Raw genomic sequence first — 5,020 nt, forward strand, 5'->3', positions numbered from 1 at the left:
GCCCGGCCGACATCGACCCGGCGATGCCCTGCGCCGCGGTCAGACCCGCCGCGTCGAGACCCCACAGCTTCCCCGCGGCGACCGCCGCCCCGAACACCCCGGCGACGGCGGTCGGGTGGAACCCGACGTCGTGGAACCCGCCCGCGCCGCCCAGCCCCACGCGCGCCGAGATCTCGACGCCGAGGACGTAGGCCAGCAGCAGGTCGCGCGTCGTCGCGCCCGCCGTCGTCGCCGCCGAGATCGCCGCCGGCAGGGCCGCGGCCGACACGTGGGTGACCGCCGGGATGTGGGTGTCGTCGAAGTCCATGCCGTGCACGAGGACGCCGTTGAGGGTCGCGGCGTCGCGCGGGGCCAGCCGATCGGGCAGGCCCAGCACCGGGTGCTCCCCGGCCCCGAGCCGGCCGAGGGCGTCCCGGGCCTTCGCCGGGAAGGCGTACGCGGTGGAGGCGAACGCGAGCCCGACGGCGTCGAGCACCAGGTACCGGGCCCGCTCGAGGACCTCCGCCGGCACGTCCCCGGGCCGGGCGCGGGCCACGAACTCCCCGACGGCGGCCGCCAGCGAGGTCCGCGGCGGGCTGTCGATCGTCATGCGACATCTCCTTCGCCAGTCGTGCTCGGATCCCGTCGCCCTGACGGCGGGGTCCGTTCCCGTGGGGGTCAGCCCAGGAGCGGCTTCACCTTGGTGCCGAAGTCGTGCACGCCCTGCTCGAAGTCGTCGAAGACGAACATCATCCCCTCGACGCCGGGCATGCCCGCGACCTGGTCGATCTGCCGGGCCACCGTCTCGTGGGACCCGACGAGGGTGGCCATGTTGAAGTTCACGGCCCCCTCGGGGAGGTTGATCGTGCGGGCGGTGCCGGAGGCGTCGGCCGTCGAGTCGGCGCTGCCCTCGTCGGACATGTAGCCCAGCGCGGCGAGGTCGGCGCCCGCGCGGTAGGAGTCCCACTTCGCGCGGGCCTCCTCGTCGGTGTCGGCCATGATCGCCATGAACAGCGGCAGGGCCGAGACGTCGCGTCCGGAGGCCGACGCGGCCTTCGCCAGCCGCTCGGTCGGCTCGCGGTAGACCTCGGGGTCGTTGATCCCGGGCGAGAGGATGAAGTTGTAGTCGCCGTACTCGGCGCAGAACTGCATCCCGCGCTCGGACTGGCCCGCGCAGACGATGTCGACCTTCCCCGACGGCTGCGGCGAGAGGACGCAGTCGCGCATCTGGAAGTACTGCCCGTCGAGGTCGCAGCGCCCGGTGTCCCACAGGTCGCGCAGCACGCGCACGTACTCGGTGGAGTAGTCGTAGCGGTAGCCGAAGTACTCGTCGCCGGGCCACAGGCCCATCTGGTCGTACTCGCCCTTGGCCCATCCGGTGACGATGTTGACGCCGAACCGGCCCGGGGCGATCGAGTCGATCGTCGCGGCCATGCGGGCGACGAGGGCGGGCGGCAGCGTGAGCACCGCGGTCGAGGCGTAGAGCTTGATCCGCTCGGTGACCGCGGCGAGCCCCGCCATGAGCGTGAACGACTCGAGGTTGTGGTCCCAGAACTCGGTCTTCCCGCCGAACCCCCGCAGCTTGATCATCGAGAGGGCGAACGCGAACCCCTGGGCCTCGGCCTCCTGGACCACGCGCTTGTTCAGGTCGAACGAGGGCTTGTACTGGGGCGCGTTCTCCGAGATCAGCCAGCCGTTGTTGCCGATCGGGATGAAGACACCGAAATCCACTGCGAACACCTCTCGAGCGCACGGAGCCCGACGCCGGCACGGTGCCGGGGTCGTTGTGTGGCGGGGGCCACAGACGATAGGTCCGATGTATTCCGGGCGGTAGTCCGACTCAGCCGACGGCCGCCTTCCCGGCGAGCAGTGAGCGCGCGACCACCGTGCGCAGCACGTCGTTGGTGCCCTCGCCGATCGACATCAGCGGGGCGTCGCGGTAGAGCCGCTCGACCTCGAACTCCGTCGAGTAGCCGTAACCGCCGTGGATGCGCATCGCGTCGGTCGCGCACTGCAGCGCCGTCTCCGACGCGAAGATCTTCGCCATGCCCGACTCGGTGTCCATCCGCACGCCGTCGTCCATCCGCGACGCCGCCCAGTAGGTCATGAGCCGGGCCGCCTGCAGCTGCACCGCGATCTCGGCGAGGCGCAGCTGCACCGCCTGGAAGTCGCCGATCGGCTGCGAGAACGCCGTGCGGTCCCGGGCGTAGGACAGGGCCTCGTCGTAGGCGCGCTGGGCGATGCCCACCGAGCGGGCCGCGATGTTGATCCGCCCGGTCTCCAGCGACGACAGCGCCTGCTGCAGCCCGCGGCCCTCGACCCCGCCCAGCAGCTGCGACGCCGGCACCCGCACGCCGGTGAGCACGACCTCGCACGACTCCGGGCCCTTGTAGCCGAGCTTGCCGATGTCCTGGGTGACCTCGTAGCCCGCGGAGTCGGCGGCCACGAGCAGGATGCTCATCCCCCGGTGCGCGGGCTCGGCCGTCGGGTCGGTCTTGACCAGCACCGGCAGCGGGTCGGCGTACCGGGCGTTGGTGATCCACGTCTTGGTGCCGTCGACGACGTAGTCGTCCCCGTCGCGCCGCGCCACCGTGGCGATGCCCTGCAGGTCGGTCCCCGCGCCCGGTTCGGTCAGCGCGATACCGGTGCGCCGCTCCCCCGTCGCGAGCTCGGGCAGGTAGGCCGCGCGCTGCTCCGGGGTCCCGTGCCGGGCGATCATCCAGCTCGACACGCAGTGGCTGCCCAGGATCCCGGCGATGCCCATCCACCCCCGCGAGATCTCCTCGAAGGTCAGCGCGAACGAGACGGTGTCGGCGGCGAGCCCGCCGTACTCCTCGGGGATCGCCAGGCCGAACAGTCCCAGCGTCTTCATGCTCTCGACGATCTCCGTCGGGTACCGCCCGGCGCGTTCCCAGTCGCGGGCGACCGGGACGATCTCCGAGTCGACGAAGTCGCGCAGCGAGTCGCGGTAGAGCCGCTGCTCGTCCGACAACGTGAAGTCCACGGCTGCTCCTAAAGGCTCGGCGCCGAGGGCGCCTCGGGGACGGGGTGCTCGACGCCGGAGCCGACCTCGGAGAGCGGCCGGGCCGCGGCCGCGGGGTCGGGCGGCGGGCCGAACGCGCCGCCGGCCCGCAGCGCGGCCACGCGCTCGTCGTCGTAGCCCAGCGCCGTGAGCACGTCGTCGGTGTCGCGCCCCATCGGCGGCCCGCCGCGGGCCGGCGCGACGTCCGCGCCGGGGGGCCCGACGCGCACCGGCGAGCGCAGCGAGCGCACCGTCCCGAAGCGCGGGTGCTCGGTCTCGACGACGAGCGCCCGCGCCAGGGTGTGGGGGTCCTCCAGCGCACCGGCCACCTCGTGGATGGGCGCGCACGGGATGCGCGCGGCGTACAGCGGCTCGAGCCACGCCTCGACCGTGCGCTCCCGGAAGAGGTCCTCGAGCACCGGGACGAGGACGTCGCGGTGCCGGTCGCGGTCGGCGAACGTCGCGAAGCGGGGGTCCGAGGCCAGGTCGGGGCGGTCGAGCACCGCGACGAGGCGGTGCCAGAACTTCTCCTTGGCACACCCGACGACCAGCCACCCGTCGGCGGCCTCGAACGCCTGGAACGGCACGAGCGACGGGTGCGCCGAGTGGTGGGTCCGCCGGGGCTCGTAGCCCTCGGTGAGGTGCCAGGTGGCGGGGTAGGTCAGCAGGCTGACCGCGGTGTCGTAGAGGGAGAGGTCGCAGTCGGTGCCCACGCCGTCGCGCCGGGCCTGGTGGATCCCCGCGAGCAGCGCGATCGCCGCCACGAAGCCGCCGCTGTAGTCCACCAGCGACAGCCCGGCCTTCTGCGGCGCCCCGCCCGGCTCGCCGGTCACCGACATCCAGCCCGCCAGGGCCTGCAGGACGTAGTCGTAGCCGGGCTCGTCGGAGCGGGGGCCGGTCATCCCGAAGCCGGTCAGCGAGCAGCACACGATCCGCGGGTTGACCTCGGCCAGGTCGGCGTAGCGGATGCCGAGCTTCGCCGGGACGTCGCCGCGCAGGTTGGAGTAGACGGCGTCGGCGGAACGCACCAGGTCGTGGAACACCTCGCGCCCGGCCGGGGTGCGGATGTCGAGCAGCATCGAGGACTTGTTCTTGTTGAACGACTCGAAGAACAGCGAGTCCTCGCCCCCGGCGTAGGGCGGGACGTAGCGGCCGACGTCCCCGCCCGACCCGGGGTCCTCGATCTTGATGACCTCCGCGCCGAGGTCGGCGAGGTGCATCGACCCGAACGGTCCGGCGCCGTACTGCTCCAGCGAGACGATGCGGACGTCCTCGAGCGGCCTCACGAGCGGACGGGGAGTTCGGACTCGAGCGAGAGCGGGGTCGCCGCCTGCGGGAAGAGCGAGGCCGCGCCGGCGGCGTCGCGACGGTGCACGTAGAAGGTGCGCCGGAAGGTGAGCACCTCGACGGCGTCCTGGTTGAGCGTGCGGGTGCGGATGGTGACGATCCCGGCCTGCGGCCGGCTGGCCGAGGTTCGGATCGCGAGCACGAGGCTCTCCGACCAGAGGGTGTCCCCGACGAACACCGGTGCGGTCAGGCGCAGGTCGTCCATCCCGAGGTTCGCGAAGGCGTTCTGGGTGGTGTCGGTGACCGACTGGCCCATCGCGATCGCGATCGTCAGCGGGGAGGCCACCAGCCGCCGGCCGAACTCCGAGGCCTCCCCCACCTGGGCGTTGAAGTGCGCCTGGTTGGTGTTCATCGTGAGCAACGTGAACCAGGTGTTGTCGCTCTCGCTGATCGTGCGCCCCAGCGGGTGCTGGTAGACGTCACCGACCTCGAAGTCCTCGAGGAAGCGGCCGCGCCACCCGTCCTGCACCGTCATCGCGCTCCCTCCGTCGACCCGGCGAACGCTAAACGTCGGACTTTTCGTCGGCAAGAGCCTCGGCGGGGACCGCGACCGACCTCGGACCGCGCGTACGCTGAGCCCGCCCGGCGTCGACCGGGCGCCGCGCGCCCGAGCGTCTCCCCCGCGATGACGCGGCACCGAAACACCCCCGCGGAGCGTGATCGACCCCGATG

At 72.5% G+C, this 5,020-nt stretch carries 5 protein-coding genes; all 5 read right to left on the minus strand.

Annotated elements, in window-relative coordinates; genetic code table 11:
- The coding region (locus AC0CYZ_RS02110; RefSeq protein WP_472211842.1) for an MmgE/PrpD family protein at nucleotides 1–589 on the minus strand (589 nt) is incomplete at its 3' end.
- 68 nt (nucleotides 590–657) lie between these two features.
- Entirely contained in the window at nucleotides 658–1,710 is a 1,053-nt protein-coding gene (rutA, locus tag AC0CYZ_RS02115) for a pyrimidine utilization protein A (protein WP_472211845.1), read from the minus strand.
- A 109-nt stretch (nucleotides 1,711–1,819) separates the two neighbouring features.
- Nucleotides 1,820–2,983: an acyl-CoA dehydrogenase family protein gene (locus tag AC0CYZ_RS02120; RefSeq protein WP_472211848.1), complete on the minus strand. Its 1,164-nt coding sequence runs from the start codon at nucleotides 2,981–2,983 to the stop codon at nucleotides 1,820–1,822.
- 8 nt (nucleotides 2,984–2,991) lie between these two features.
- Nucleotides 2,992–4,287 (minus strand): CaiB/BaiF CoA transferase family protein, encoded by a 1,296-nt coding sequence (locus tag AC0CYZ_RS02125; RefSeq protein ID WP_472211851.1) that lies wholly within the window; start codon nucleotides 4,285–4,287, stop codon nucleotides 2,992–2,994.
- Nucleotides 4,284–4,823, minus strand: coding sequence for a MaoC family dehydratase (locus AC0CYZ_RS02130; RefSeq protein ID WP_472211853.1), 540 nt, complete (start codon nucleotides 4,821–4,823; stop codon nucleotides 4,284–4,286). The genes AC0CYZ_RS02125 and AC0CYZ_RS02130 overlap by 4 nt, the downstream gene beginning before the upstream one ends.
- Between the last annotated feature and the right edge of the window lie 197 nt (nucleotides 4,824–5,020).

It is taken from the genome of Actinomycetospora sp., from assembly GCF_055612215.1.

Excerpts from the sequence above, each read along its gene's own strand:
- AC0CYZ_RS02130 (WP_472211853.1), bottom strand. The coding sequence starts at position 4,823 with ATGACGGTGCAGGACGGGTGGCGCGGCCGCTTCCTCGAGGACTTCGAG.